General features: G+C 32.0%; 14 protein-coding genes. All 14 read left to right on the forward strand.

Annotation, left to right across the window (positions count from 1 at the left end; all coding sequences use genetic code 11):
• The first annotated feature begins 33 nt into the window (after window positions 1–33).
• Window positions 34–936 (forward strand): DMT family transporter, encoded by a 903-nt coding sequence (locus ACQRC6_RS02110; RefSeq protein WP_427847520.1) that lies wholly within the window; start codon window positions 34–36, stop codon window positions 934–936.
• A 97-nt stretch (window positions 937–1,033) separates the two neighbouring features.
• Window positions 1,034–2,113, forward strand: a complete 1,080-nt coding sequence (locus ACQRC6_RS02115; RefSeq protein WP_427847521.1) for a hypothetical protein — start codon at window positions 1,034–1,036, stop codon at window positions 2,111–2,113.
• 1 nt (window position 2,114) lies between these two features.
• The gene (locus ACQRC6_RS02120; RefSeq protein WP_427847522.1) at window positions 2,115–2,993 is read left to right on the forward strand and encodes a mechanosensitive ion channel family protein; all 879 of its coding nucleotides are present in this window, start codon (window positions 2,115–2,117) and stop codon (window positions 2,991–2,993) included.
• On the forward strand, window positions 2,980–3,204 hold the full coding sequence (locus ACQRC6_RS02125) for a DUF951 domain-containing protein (RefSeq protein WP_293557087.1): 225 nt from the start codon (window positions 2,980–2,982) through the stop codon (window positions 3,202–3,204). The genes ACQRC6_RS02120 and ACQRC6_RS02125 overlap by 14 nt, the downstream gene beginning before the upstream one ends.
• A gap of 1 nt (window position 3,205) precedes the next feature.
• Window positions 3,206–4,414: a threonine ammonia-lyase gene (gene ilvA / locus ACQRC6_RS02130; protein ID WP_427847523.1), complete on the forward strand. Its 1,209-nt coding sequence runs from the start codon at window positions 3,206–3,208 to the stop codon at window positions 4,412–4,414.
• Window positions 4,415–4,472: 58 nt separating this feature from the next.
• Complete coding sequence (locus ACQRC6_RS02135) at window positions 4,473–6,716, forward strand: restriction endonuclease PLD domain-containing protein (RefSeq protein WP_427847524.1); 2,244 nt, start codon at window positions 4,473–4,475, stop codon at window positions 6,714–6,716.
• A 127-nt stretch (window positions 6,717–6,843) separates the two neighbouring features.
• Window positions 6,844–7,287, forward strand: a complete 444-nt coding sequence (locus ACQRC6_RS02140) for an Hsp20 family protein (RefSeq protein ID WP_293557090.1) — start codon at window positions 6,844–6,846, stop codon at window positions 7,285–7,287.
• A 177-nt stretch (window positions 7,288–7,464) separates the two neighbouring features.
• Window positions 7,465–8,295 (forward strand): triphosphoribosyl-dephospho-CoA synthase, encoded by an 831-nt coding sequence (locus ACQRC6_RS02145; protein WP_427847525.1) that lies wholly within the window; start codon window positions 7,465–7,467, stop codon window positions 8,293–8,295.
• A complete protein-coding gene (gene citC, locus ACQRC6_RS02150; RefSeq protein ID WP_427847526.1) occupies window positions 8,282–9,274 on the forward strand; it encodes a [citrate (pro-3S)-lyase] ligase in 993 nt (330 codons plus the stop codon). The genes ACQRC6_RS02145 and citC overlap by 14 nt, the downstream gene beginning before the upstream one ends.
• Before the next feature lie 10 nt (window positions 9,275–9,284).
• Window positions 9,285–9,773, forward strand: coding sequence for a citrate lyase holo-[acyl-carrier protein] synthase (gene citX / locus ACQRC6_RS02155; RefSeq protein WP_427847527.1), 489 nt, complete (start codon window positions 9,285–9,287; stop codon window positions 9,771–9,773).
• Between the two features lie 288 nt (window positions 9,774–10,061).
• The gene (locus tag ACQRC6_RS02160; protein ID WP_427847528.1) at window positions 10,062–11,351 is read left to right on the forward strand and encodes a 2-hydroxycarboxylate transporter family protein; all 1,290 of its coding nucleotides are present in this window, start codon (window positions 10,062–10,064) and stop codon (window positions 11,349–11,351) included.
• Window positions 11,352–11,365: 14 nt separating this feature from the next.
• Complete coding sequence (gene citD / locus ACQRC6_RS02165; protein WP_075659927.1) at window positions 11,366–11,647, forward strand: citrate lyase acyl carrier protein; 282 nt, start codon at window positions 11,366–11,368, stop codon at window positions 11,645–11,647.
• 4 nt (window positions 11,648–11,651) lie between these two features.
• Window positions 11,652–12,551 carry a citrate (pro-3S)-lyase subunit beta gene (gene citE / locus ACQRC6_RS02170; protein ID WP_075659928.1) on the forward strand — a complete coding sequence of 300 codons (900 nt, stop codon included), beginning with the start codon at window positions 11,652–11,654 and terminating at the stop codon, window positions 12,549–12,551.
• Complete coding sequence (citF, locus tag ACQRC6_RS02175) at window positions 12,541–14,088, forward strand: citrate lyase subunit alpha (RefSeq protein WP_427847529.1); 1,548 nt, start codon at window positions 12,541–12,543, stop codon at window positions 14,086–14,088. The genes citE and citF overlap by 11 nt, the downstream gene beginning before the upstream one ends.
• The last annotated feature ends 88 nt before the right edge of the window (window positions 14,089–14,176 follow it).

Consider the following 14,176-nt stretch of genomic DNA (forward strand, 5'->3'; position numbering starts at 1 on the left):
GGGGGACCTCCTTTTTTACATTGAGAGGTAATGATGAATTTAATTAAAGAAAAAAAGTGGGCAATAATTCTTTCACTTTTTGTGATGTTCCTTTGGGGTTCTGCAATTCCACTAATAAAGTTGACATACCTTCATGCAAATATTTTACCTAATGATCCCAGCGGAAAAATTTTAATAGCAGGCATAAGGTTTTTTATGGCTGGTCTTTTAACTTATGTATATTTCTTTATTTTTAACAAAGAAAAAGTTGAAAAAGATAAAATAAATTTTAAATTTATAATAATTTTATCTTCCATACAAACTACGTTTCAATATATTTTTTACTACATTGGTCTTTCAAACACATTAGGCTCACTTGCAGCGGTAATACAAGGAACTAATGCCTTTATACTTGTAGCAATTTCCATTATTTTTATTAGTGATGAAAAATTTACAAAGCGAAAAGGGCTGGCTTTAATAATAGGTTCAATTGGCATACTTATTACAAATGCAAAGGGTGTAGAAGGATTTCGCTTTAAATTTACTGGCGAAGGATTTGTTTTTATTGCAACAACTTTGAACGCATTAGCCGCAGTTTTAATAAGAAAATACGGGAGAAAGCAAAATCCATTTATTTTAACTGGCACACAGTTTTTACTTGGAGCAATTCCCCTTATAGTTATTGGAGCACTAACACATAAATCTAATGTAAACTTTGACTTTACACTTTTTTTACTTTTATCTTATGGAGCCTTTATATCAGCAACTGGCTTTACAATTTGGACAAGTATTCTACAAGTGCATAGTTCAAGTGAGTTTGGCATTTATAAATTATTTATTCCAGTTTTCGGAACAATTTTATCGGTAATGTTTCTAGGAGAAAAACTCACAATAAATATTGTTCTAGGGCTTATATTTGTATTTTTAGGAGCATTGGTCCTAAATAAAAAAATCTAAAATAGGAGAAGAAAAGAGGTGCAAAGCCTCTTTTTTTAATTGCAAAAAAATGTAAAAATAAAGGTATAAATGGTATAATGAAATCAGGAGTGGTATTTTGAAATTAAAGAAAAATCACACAATAATTTTAATTTTATTAATATTTTTTTTAGGATTTGTATATTTTAATCATAAAAATTTTTCAAAGGAAAGAACCATAGTAAGACTTAAAGGTGTGAGTGTTAATGAACCAATAGAGGATTTTAGTATTACATCAAAGTCGGTTTTTTTGTGGGCAGACCCAGTTTTATACATCACAGATAGAGGTGGCAATATTATAAAAAAAATTCAGAGAGAAGACGAAAATATAAAGGTCTTTTTTGCAAATAATTATGCTTTTTTATACGAAGAAGATCTTGGTAAGGTTCAAATGTACTCTGAAACAGGAGAACTTCTTTCTACAATTGATGTAAAGGGCGAAGTTTTTAATATTTCCTACGAAAATGCAAATATTATTTTTCACATAATTGATGAAAAAAATGAAATTTTATACTTAATGGGAAATGATTCTACATTAACAGAAATTTATAGAACTGGAAATCAAATTTTAACTCACGATGTTTTAGATCCCAAGAATTTATCTATTGCAGAGATAAAAAATGATGCCAGTGGATATAGTTCCCTACTTTATTCTCTTCACAAGGGAAATAAAAAAAGTGTAGTGTTAAACCATGAGATAGTGTTTTTTGTTAAAAAGGACAAGAGATCTGTCCTTGCTCTTACTGACAAGTCAATGTACAGATTTATGGATGCAGGTAAAAAATATGAGGAAAAAATTCCAAATATTTCTGATGTATTAGTTGAGGGAAGAGACACATATCTTCTTCACTCAGGTATTATTACAAAGTACGATTATGCACTAAAGCCTGGAGATAAGAAAATAATAGCTGCAAATGTCAACAAAATGGAAAATGTATCTGGTTCAATATATGTTTATGGGCCTAGTGATGTCGGTGGAGAAATAGGAAATCGCGGTGAATTTTACACTAGACTGGGATATTCTCTCGATAAAATAAAAATAAATGGGCTTTTAATAGGTGCACTTCGAAATGGCGAGTTAAATTTATATTCCGTTGTAAATTCAAATTCAGTGAGAGACGATGAGAATAAAATAGAAACTACTTATAAAGAGGTGTAGAGTGAATTTAGATAAGAATACAAATACTGTTGCAAACGAAGCTGATGCAGCACTTCAGTCTACCTTTGCAGGATTAGGGTCGTGGCAAAGATTTGCAGTTGTCGCCGCAATAATAATTGGCATTTTTATTATTTTACAAATTATCAATAGATTTATAAATAGACAATTAAATTCAGATAAAATAAAGAAAAAGGGATCCTATAATAGAATTGTTACAATTACAAAATTATTTGAAAGGATAATAAAAATAGCCTTAATTTTTATTGGAGTTACAATAATTATGAGCGTTTTTGGAATTTCCATAGCACCTATACTTGCAACTTTAGGTGTGTTTTCATTGGCAATAGGCGTTGGAGCACAAAATTTAGTTAAGGACATTATCAACGGTTTTTTTATTATATTTGAAGATCAATATTCTGTTGGCGATTTAGTTGAGATAGAGGGTATTGAAGGTATTGTTGAAGATGTAGGTCTTAGAGTAACTAAGGTTCGAGATTTTGGAAAAATTCTTCACATAATTCCAAATAGCAACATTTCTATTGTGTCAAATAAGGAAAGGGCAAATGTTAGGACTAGAATTGACTTTTATGTTGATAATTCCTGCGACCCAAATTTTGTATCTGAAAAAATAAAAAAGGCGATAGAAAAATATAAAGATGACACAAGAATAGTAATGGGACCAAACCTTTGGGGAGTTACTGAGAATGCTAAGGATTCATACAAGATGACTCTTGTTTATTATACAAAGCAGGGAGAACAATATGAGCTTGAATATGCAATTAGGGCAGAAATTTTAAAAACTATGCAAAGAGAAAATATTAAGATGCCAATTGTTAGAAATAAACTGATACAAAAGGAGGATAGTGATGCTTTATTATAATTTGGGAGATATTGTAACACTAAAGAAGGGACATCCTTGTGGTGAAAATAAATGGGAAATTGTCAGAAAGGGTGCCGACATAAAATTAAAGTGCCTTGGCTGCGAAAGACTCATTTGGATGAGTCGTATGGATTTTGAAAAAAGGGTTAGAAAAATTTTAGAAGATGATAAATTTGTAAGTATAATCCATCACAAGAAAGAAGGAGAATAGTATGGATGTAAAAGAAATTTATGATGCTAAAGAAAGATTAAAGGGTCACATTAAAGAAACACCAGTAGTTTATGCGCCTAATTTAGGTGAAGATGTATATTTAAAAGTTGAAGTTTTGCAAGACACAGGTTCCTTTAAATTAAGAGGAGCTTATAACAAAATTGCGACGCTTACTGATGAAGAAGCAGAAAAAGGCGTTGTAGCTTGTTCTGCAGGTAATCACGCACAAGGCGTGGCAAAATCTGCAACTGAAAGAGGAATAAAATCAATTATCTGTATGCCTTATCACGCACCACTTTCAAAAGTTCAAGCTACAAAAAACTATGGTGCAGAAGTTGAACTTGTTAAAGATTCTTTTGATGACGCAGCAGCATATGCAGCAAAACTTTCAAAAGAAGAAGGATTGACTTTCATTGCTCCCTTTGATGATGAAAAAGTTATTGCAGGTCAAGGAACAATAGGACTAGAAATTTTAGAAAAAATCCCTGATGTAGACATAATAGTTGTACCAATTGGAGGCGGCGGACTTATTTCTGGAGTTGCACTTGCAGCAAAAAGCATTAATCCTAATGTAAAAATAATTGGAGTACAAACTAAAGTATCTCCAAGTATGTATGAGTCAATTAAAGAAGGCAAAATTTTAACTGTAAAGGGAGGATCAACTATTGCGGACGGAATAGCAGTAAAAACTCCAGGAAAAATAACTTATGACATAGTAAAAGAATATGTAGATGAAATAGTTTTAGTAACGGAAGGAGAAATTTCATCAGCAATACTTACACTTCTAGAAAAAAACAAAATTATAACAGAAGGAGCAGCAGCATCATCTGTGGCAGCTTTAATGTATAAGAAATTTAGCCACAAAGGCAAAAAAGTTTGTTGCATACTTTCTGGTGGCAACATTGATGTAACAAGAGTTTCAAAAGTTATTGAAAAGGGTCTTTACAAGACTAACAGAAGGATGGAACTTAAGGTTAAACTTAAGGATCAACCTGGCGAAATGACACGCATTACAAAATTATTAGAAAAAGAAGGAGCAAACATAGTAAAAATTGCTCAAGACATTGACGTAGTTGGGGACACAATTGATTCAATGATAGTAAGCGTAGTAGTTGACACGAAGGACAAGAGTCATCAAGAACAAATAATAACAGAGCTTAACCAAAATTTCTATGTATTTAAAGCTAATTACAACGATACACAATTTTAAAAAAAGAGGGTTCGCCCTCTTTTTTTGCTAAAATTAACATTGAGCTTGAGGAGGGAAAATGGAAAACAATAATTTAAGCTTTTTTGATAATGACAGTGGGTTAAAGGAAATAAATACTATACATATATTAAAGGATGGAAAAGAAGAAGACTTATCTATTGAAAAAATTTTTGACAAAGAAAAATATAAACACTTTTTAGGAATAACTTATTCTATTTCCTCTAAATTTGTAAATGAATTTTTAAAGGAATTTGAAACTTCAGAAATTGTAATAGGTATTGACAATGACATAGTAAAAAATTCAATTAATGAACTAGCAAAGCATTTAAAACATAGGATTTTAGAGCAAATAGAAGGAGCTCCAATTAAATTTTATCAAGAGCTAGACATGGAGTCTAAATTCAATTTAGATAAAGGGAATTTAAAAATTTGGGTATCCGCAACTTACATAATACATTCAAAATTTTATCTAATGTGGAATGATAAAGGGGAAAATCGGGTTATACTTGGATCTGCAAATTTATCAGAAAGAGCATTTGATAGCAAAAGTTCTCAATTTGAAAATATTGTAATTTTTGATGATTCAAATTTATTTAATACCTATAAAAAGTATTATGAAGAAAATTTGTCTCAAGTCCTCTGCGATTATATTCCAAGTGAACTAAAAAAAATAAATTCAAAAAATTTTAAAAATATAAAAAATATTGATGAAATAAATACCGATGAAATTTTTATAATTTCAAATGATGATTTGGGGAAAATAAAAGAAAAAGCTGCCGTAGAAATCATTGACGATGTGAGAAATAAATTAGCCTTAGGAGTATGTAAGGATAAAATTATTACTGATATTGACAATATTTCTGACGACAGAGAAGTTGTAAAAAATGAAAAAAAGAGAGAAAATATTGCAGAAGATGTTGCCTATGAAATTGTTAATGAAGTTATAAATAAAAGGAAAAAAACACCAGAAATAAAAAGCAAAAGTATAATTACAAAGCAAGTTAAGCAAAAAGTAGAGAAAATTATTGTAAAAAAGGTAGAAGCAAATAAAAATATAAAAAGATATGGACTTTACAATAGACCTGATTTGCGAAACACAAAAAATAATAAAACTGGACTTTTCATCATATCTGATCTCGATAAGAATCTAAGTATTCCCTTTGGAAAAAGAGCGAGTAAAGAAGAATTAGTAGACGCCTTGAAAGTTTTAAATAATTATATAAAGGGATTTGAAAAATATTCAAATAGATATACAGATGATTATGGAAAAAGAGTTTTTGAAAGTTTGCTATGTACTTTTACTGGTCCATTTATTCAAGAATTAAGGGGAAAACTTGAAATTGAAGAAAATAGATTGGACATACCTCAATTTATTATAATTGGCGGAGATGCAGGAAGTGGAAAATCATCTCTACTCTCTATAATGTCAAAACTTACGGGAATAAATAAAGGCGACTATTATCAGTGGGAAGCACTCTTAGGTCAATCGCAAAACAAGGCAAAAAGAGAAAGACTAGATACTATTCAAAATTGGATTCGTGAGAACAATGTAAATCCAATACTAGTAGATGAAATCGACAGTGACTTTTTCACAAAAACAAATTATGGAAGAGATTTTATAGTAAATATTTCTAATCTTTGTGTTAGAAGTGAGGAACCCTATCCAATTTTTATAGGAACAACTAATACAAAATCTTATTCACTGCCAAAAGAAGCTAGGAGAAGAAGTTATTATTTAATAATTGATAGAGAAATCTCAAAAAATTCTGAAGCCAAGGAATTTTTCAAAAACATTTATGAAAATGTAGACAATACATTGTTTTTGGATTTTTGCTTTAGAATGGCTGAGAGGCTAGAAAGCTCCTCAGATTATAAATGGGACAATTATACAGAAGAAAGCGGCTTTGATTTTTTATATAATTCCAGAGAAATTTTTAAAGAAATTTATGAAGAAGCAGAAATGCCACTGCCAAGATATTTTCCAGAAAAGAAATACAACGACGATAGTGAAACCAACAAAGAAAATTGGAGAAATCTTTACTTAGGTTCTAAAAATGATTTTGTGTACGATGATGATACGGGACATATCTATTACAATATTAAAAAATTAAATGAAAATGATAAATATTATGGAACTAGTACAGCACAAATTTATGCAGACGCATTGCCACAAGAAGTTTGCGTAAATAGCGTCCACGGTGCAGTCAATATTGGATTATATACTGACGAATTTTTTGATTGGATAGAATTAAAAAATCCTTATAAAAAGAAGTCATTTTTTGAAAAAATCTTTGGAAAATAATTTTTAATAAAAGTCAAAAAAAGTCAAAAAATAATATTGACATTCTTTGACCTTTGGTTTATACTAAAGATAGTTAGCAGAGGAGCTAATAGGCTGCTAATAATTTAATAAAAAAGGGGAGTTTTAAATGAGTATTAGACCATATGAAAAAAATTATTTAAGAGATACAAGATTTGATGATTTTTACAACATGATTGATTCTTTCTTTAATGACGATTTTACACCACAAAGGGCAATAAGATCTGCAACTTTTAAAGTTGACGTAATTGACGAAGAAAATGATTATAAGGTAGAAGCAGAACTTCCTGGATTCAATAAAGATGAAATTGATGTTGACTTTGAGGAAGGCAATCTTACAATTTCAGCTGAAAAGAATGAAGAAGTTAATGAAGAAAATAAGGAAAAAAATTACATTCATAGAGAAAGAAAGTCTTCAAAAATGGTTAGAAGAATGTTCTTTAAAGATGTGGACGAAGAAAATATGTCTGCAAAATTAGAGGGAGGAATTTTGGAAATTATTATTCCTAAAAAACCTGAAGAAAAGAAAAATAAAAAGATTGAAATTAAGTAATCTTTTAGTTAAATTTTGAGATTAAAAATTAAAATTTAAAATAATAAACTAAACCGAGGGCGACCTCGGTTTTTTTATGTTAAATTGTAAATACTTTCACAAATAAAATAATGAGAGTTTGCAAAATAATAGGTAGATGAAAAATTTTTTATTTATTATAATGAAGGCGGAGGGATTATGTTAAATTCAAATATTATTGCAAAGCTCTCAACTTATGCGTTAATCTACGAAGTGTCACTTAGCCCGAAGCCAGGGCTTGTAACATTGTTAGATACTGGTGCGCATGTAGACATGGATTATATAGATTTTTTAAATTCAGCATTGGTCTTACACGATTATTTTAAAATTGCCTACGAACTTGGCGAAAAATCATCTGGTGAAGATTACGATGAACTTAGAAAATTTGGAATTATTTACGAAAAAAAGATGAAGGATGCCACGCATGGAGCCAACACTCACAAGGGAATTATTTTTTCCTTGGGACTTATGGTCTATGCAACAGCTATTGAAATAAAAAGAAAAAATTTTTCCTATGAAAAAGTTATTTCAAGAGTTTCCTATTTGAACCGTGGAATTACTAGAGAATTAAATAAAAAAATTGCCACAAGTCATGGCGAAGAAAACTATAAAAAATACGGGGTAAAGGGAATAAGGGAAGAAGCAGAAGAAGGTTTTTCAAAGGCTCTTATGGGTCTAAAATTTTTAAAGGAAGTTGAAAAAAGTGTAAATTTTGACTACGCTCTTACGGGAACTCTTTATTATTATATGTCTTTTATTGAAGATTCAAATATTATAAAGAGAGGAGGGCTTGAAGGTCTTAAATTTTTGAAGGAAAGTGCAAATTATGTCTTGACAAATAAACTTTACAAGACAAGTTGCGGAATGATGGAGATTGAAAAAATAAATAAGGAGTTTAAAAGGAGAAATTTAAGTCCCGGCGGTTGTGCTGATTTTTTAATTTTGACTCTTTATTTTTATCTGTTGGAGGATTACATTGATTGGATATAAAGAAGTAATGCACTTTGAGAAAAAGGAAGTTGAAAAGTTTTTAAAAAGATTTGATATAGACTACGAGAAGGATGTTGAATACACAATTATAGCCGTAGATGGCGATAAAATTGTTGGCACAGGATCATCATCTGGACGAGTTTTAAAATGCTTTGCCATTGACGAAAATTATCAGGGCATGGGAATTACCAATGCCATAATCACAAGACTTTTGAATCACCAATATGAAGTGGGGAACAAGCATCTTTTCATTTTTACAAAGCCAAAGAATATAAAAATATTTTCTGACTTTGGATTTTCTTTAGTGGAAGAAACAGAAGATGTGGCACTACTTGATAACAAAATTGAAAAGCTCCATTGTATTTTAAAAAATATTAGCGACAATAGAGAATCTGGAGCCATGGTAATAAATGCAAACCCAATGACTAAGGGACACCTATATTTAATTGAGACTGCGAGAAAATTTACGGATCTTCTTCACATCTTTATGGTGGAAGAGGATGGCTCAACATTCCCCTATGAATTTAGGTATAAAATTGTGAAAGAAGAAGTGGATAAATTTGACGATGTAATCTTGCATCCGGGCAACGACTACATAATTTCAAAAAACACTTTTCCAACATATTTTTACAAGGATGAAAAAACCATTTTAAAGGCATACTCAGAGCTCGACACGAAAATTTTTGGAAGATACTTCGCAAAGGCATTGAATATTAAAAAAAGGTTTGTGGGTACAGAAGACATAGACATTGTAACCAAAAATTATAACGATACTATGAAAAAAATTTTGCCAAATTATGGAGTCGAGTTAGTGGAAATCGATAGGTTAAAAAGTGATGAGGAAGTCATCTCTGCATCAAAAGTAAGAAAACTTCTAAAGGAAGGAAACTTTGAAGAAGCCTATAAGTATTTGCCAGCTGCCACAATAAAGGCACTAAAATCTGATGAAGGGCAGAGAATAATAAATGAAAGACTCTAAGATAGTGCGTATGCAAAAAATGCTTGATGCGAAGGAAAAAAGATATTACAAAATAAAGGATCTGACGGAAAAGTTTAATTCACCAGTGCTTTCCTTTATGCTAAATATTCCCGGAGAAGAAAAAAATTTTAAAGAAGCAGTGGAGTTTCACAAAGATTATGTAAAAAAAATAAAAAAAATTTTGCAAGAAAATAATATTAATATTTATGAGGAAGAATACAATGATCTAAAGACGGGAGTGGAATATATTGCCACCATTGATTGCGACGGAAAATTTGTAAAGAAAAAGATGATAGATCTTGAAGAAAAAAATCTTGGCGGAAGACTTCTTGACATAGATATTTACGACAAAGATTTTACACAAATTTCAAGAGCAAGCTTGGGACTTCCCGAGAGAAAGTGCATAATTTGCGGGGATGTGGCAAGAACCTGCATAAAAGAAGAAAGACATAATATAAAGGAACTCGAAGAAAGAGTGCTAGAGATTTTAAAACTTTAATTTAATATTGTAAAAACTTTATTGATAATATCTAAGATTATTTAATCCTAAGAATAAAAAATTTCTTGGGATTTTTTAAAAATAAACAACCTAATAAATTTAAAGAAAAGTGAGTATTAGACTTGCTTTTTTTTAATTTTATTACATGTTTAGAAGCGTTATCACAAAATTATTTTGTTAAACTTACAATATAATTGTTACAAAGAAGCAATTAAATGGAAATCTTGCTTATTGAATAAGAGTATGTTTCTGGGGTATTATAAAGATATATAAAAAAGGAGGTTTTTTATGAAGAAAAAATATTTTGGACTTAACCTTCCAATGCTATTAATTTTAGCAATAATTGTTTTCATAGCAACTTATTTGGGAGTTTTGTCAAAGGATTTAGCGGGTGGAGTTGCCCTAATGTTCGCAATAGGTATAATTTTATATGAAATTGGTGAGGTAATTCCATTTTGGAACACTTATGTTGGTGGTGGACTTGTTCTTGCATTTTTAGGTACTGCAGTTTTATGTTATTACAAGGTAATTCCTGAAGAATATGTTGAACTTATTTCATCTGTAAACTCAAAACCAATGGGAGTTTTAAACTTCTTTATCATAATGCTTATCACTGGTTCACTTCTTGGACTAAATAGAGAGCTTATGATTAAGTCTTTTGCAGGTTATATACCAGCAATCTTAGGTGGAGTTGTTGGTGCAGCAGTTCTTGGAATTATTGGAGGACTTTTCTTTGGAGTTTCTCCTGCAAACACTGTTTTAAAATACGTTCTTCCAGTAATGGGCGGAGGTAATGGTGCAGGTGCAGTTCCATTAAGTCAAATTTATGAAAGAGTTACTGGAGATGCTGCAGCAAATTATTATGGATTTGCAATTTCAATTCTTACTATCGCAAATATTTTTGCAATAATTGCTGGTGGTCTTTTAAATAAGATTGGAGAAAAAAATCCAAAGCTTACTGGTGATAAGAAAACTCTTATGAGATCTGCCCCAGAAATTGGTAAGGGAGAAGAAAAATTCACTACACAATTAAAGGACTACACAGGAGCAATTTTAATGGGTCTTACTTTTTATCAATTGGGAAGACTTATTGCAGATAAAATTTGGGACCCACTAGTTCCATCAGTTCCAATTCATCCTTTTGCTTTTATGATTATTTTAGTTGCCCTTGCTAATGGTCTTGGAATTATTCCAGGTTCACTTAGACAAGCTGCAAAGGAAGTTCAGTCTTTCTTTACTAAAAATATTGTAATTTTAGTAATGGTTGGCGTAGGTGTTGAAACTGATTTACACGAGCTTGTAGCTGCAATAACTATAGGAAATGTTATTATGGCACTTTTAATTGTAATAGGCGCTATAATTGGTTCAGGACTTGTTGGCCACCTTGTAGGATTCTACTTTGTAGACTCTGCTGTTACAGCAGGACTATGTATGGCTAACAGAGGTGGTTCTGGAGATATCGCTGTTCTTGGAGCAGCCGATAGAATGGAACTTATGAGTTATGCTCAACTTTCATCAAGACTTGGTGGAGGAATTATACTTGTAATAGGTTCAATACTCTTTGGATCACTCATGTAGTAGGAGGGATATTTTTGAAACTAAAAAAGGAAGCAATGGCTGGAACTCTCGAGTCAAATGATATTTTAATAACAGTTGACGATGGCGAAGGCATCTCTATTGAACTTGAAAGTTCAGTGAAAAAACAATTTGGCAAACAAATTGAAAAAGTTATAAGAGAAACTTTAGAAAAGTTAGATATTAAGGATGCAAAAGTTACTGCAGTAGACAAGGGAGCCCTTGACTACACAATAAGAGCAAGAGTAGAAGCAGCATGCTTTAGAGCAGCTGAAAGTACAGAATATAAATGGAGCTGATATTTTGAAAGAAAGATTAAGAAGAACAATGATGTTTCTTCCAGGTAACAACCCTGCAAATATTACTGATGCTCATATTTATGGCCCTGATTCAATTATGATCGACCTTGAAGATGCAACGAGTATCAACCAAAAAGATGCGGCAAGATTTTTAGTTTACAATGCACTTAAAACTTTGGACTATGGAAAGACTGAAGTTGTTGTTAGAATTAATTCCCTTGACACACCATTTGGACGTGAAGATATTAAGGCAGTGGTTAAGGCTGGAGTAGATGTAATTAGATTGCCTAAATCAGAAACGGCACAAGATGTAAAAGATGTAGATGAAATAATAACTGAAGTCGAAGAAGAAATGGGATGCCTCGGCAAAACTCTTATGATGGCAGCTATTGAATCTCCAACTGGTGTAATAAATGCAGTTGATATTGCAAAGGCTTCACCTAGAATGATGGGCATTGCCCTTGGAGCTGCCGACTATGTTACAAATTTAAAGACACAAAGATCAACTCATGGTTGGGAACTTTTTGCAGCAAGAAGTCAAATAGTACTAGCTGCAAGAAATGCAGGCATTGCTTGTTTTGATACAGTTAATACAAATCTCGACGATATGGATGCCTTTAGAGAAGAAGTTCAATTTATAAAGGATCTTGGCTTTGATGGAAAATCTGTAATTCACCCTAAACAAATTGCTGTTGTAAATGAAGTTTATACACCAACGGAAAAGGACATTACAAAATCTCTTCGCATTATTGCAGGTTCAAAGGAAGCCGAAAGAAAGGGCTCTGGAGTTATTACTGTTGACGGAAAGATGGTTGACTATCCAATTATAGCTGGAGCACAAAGAGTATTGGATCTTGCAGTTGCTAGTGGAGTGCTAAAAAAGGAGGATATTGATGAACTATAATAAAAATGCAGTAGGAAGAGATATCCCTGAATACCTTGAAGGCATTGGTGAACTTGTTCCCTTTAAAGGCGAAGGCAAATATCTTAGAACAGACAAAAAGGCTTCACCAAAAATCAGATATGGAAATAGAGACGAAAGTAAACTACTAGGTTCAATCGAAGAAGCTGTAAAGAAAAGTGGTCTTAAAGACGGCATGACAATTTCTTTCCACCATCACCTAAGAAATGGTGATTATGTTGTAAACATGGTTATGCAAGTTATTGCAGACATGGGCATTAAAGATTTAACTCTTGCACCATCATCCCTTTCACCATGCCACGACAAATTAATTCCCCTAATTGAAGCCGGTGTAATAACTGGAATTCAGTCTTCAGGACTTAGAGGAGAACTGGGAGAAAAGATTTCTCAAGGAATTCTTAAAAAACCTTGTATAATTCGTTCCCACGGAGGACGTGCAAGAGCAATTGAAGATGGCGAACTTCACATTGACGTAGCATTTCTTGCTGCACCTTCTTGTGATGAATATGGCAACATAAACGGTAGAGAAGGAAAATCTGCTTGTGGTTCACTTGGTTATGCAATTGTAGATGCACAATACGCCGATTGCGTAATTGCAATAACAGATAATCTTGTACCATTCCCAAATATTCCTGCATCAATTGGCATGATGTATGTTGATTATGTAGTTCAAGTTGATGCAATTGGAGATCCAAAGGGAATTGTTTCTGGCTCAATTAGATTTAACGACAATCCTAGAGATTTATTGATTGCAAATAATGCAGTAAAGGCAATTAAGGCATCTGGACTTTATAAAAATGGATTTAAGTTCCAAACTGGAGCAGCAGGATCAACTCTTGCCGTTGCAAAGCTTCTTCGTGAAGAGATGAAAAAAGACGGCATCAAGGCATCAATGGCACTTGGCGGAATTACTGGATACATGGTTACAATGCTTGAAGAAGGATTAATCGATGGAATTTACGATACACAATCCTTTGACCTTGATGCAGCAAGATCAATTCGTGAAAATCCAAAACACTTTGAGCAAACAGCATCATCATATGCAAATCCAAATAATCCAACTCCTGCAGTTAATACTCTTGACTTTGTCCTTCTTGGTGCACTTGAAATCGACACAGACTTCAATGTAAATGTAATGACTAGATCCGATGGAGTTATTAACCAAGCAGTTGGTGGACACCAAGATACTGCACCTGGAGCAAAAATGTCATTAATTCTTGCACCACTTGTAAGATCAAGAAATCCAATTATCATGGATAAAGTTACAACTGTCTGTACACCGGGAGAATCTGTTGATGTAGTATGTACTGACTATGGAATTTCTGTAAATCCAAAGAGAAAAGATTTAATCGAAAAATTTAAGGAAGCTGGAATTGAAGTTAAAGACATCAAAGAATTGCAACAAATGGCAGAAAAATTAACAGGAAAACCTGAAGAAATTAAATTTTCTGACGAAGTAGTTGCAGTTGTAGAATACAGAGATGGTTCTATAATTGATGTAATTAAAAAGGAAGCTTAAAATTAGAACTAAAAACTAACTATACTGAAAAGAGAGAGGCTTAGGTCTCTCTTTTTTAGGCTATATGTTAAATATTGGGGAGACTCGT

This window comes from Peptoniphilus sp. SGI.035 (assembly GCF_050315115.1).
GTDB lineage: Bacteria > Bacillota > Clostridia > Tissierellales > Peptoniphilaceae > Peptoniphilus_A.